This window comes from Pseudovibrio sp. WM33 (genome assembly GCF_001623165.1).
Classification (GTDB): Bacteria; Pseudomonadota; Alphaproteobacteria; order Rhizobiales; family Stappiaceae; genus Pseudovibrio.
The window spans coordinates 73,229-73,593 of sequence record NZ_LMCK01000090.1 but is presented as its reverse complement, the minus strand read 5'-3'; positions in this window follow the sequence as shown (position 1 = coordinate 73,593).

Below are 365 nucleotides of genomic sequence, written 5' to 3'. Positions count from 1 at the left end.
GCCTCTTATCCTGAAAGACACGATAGCCAGTTTCCTGGAAAGACAACGGCTTTGCTTTGGCAAGTTTCCCGGCCTAAACAGGTCCTCTGTCCCTGACATTTATTGCTCTGACCAACAAATGCCACTGCGTGATGCCCCTCAAGCTTGGGCCCTTCCTCTCAGACCATGCAGTCACGTCTGAAAATCGGTTCCACCGGACCTTTGAAAGATGCGTTACCTCTCTCAAAAGCCCCACCCAGCCTACGACAAACTGACGGATGGTCCGCCAGCAGCCCGTTACGTAGGCATGGGAGTTAGTATGGCGGCATCTTTTGCCAAGGGGGATAAGTTTTTTGCAGTCCCACCGGTGTCATCCCGGGCTTTGA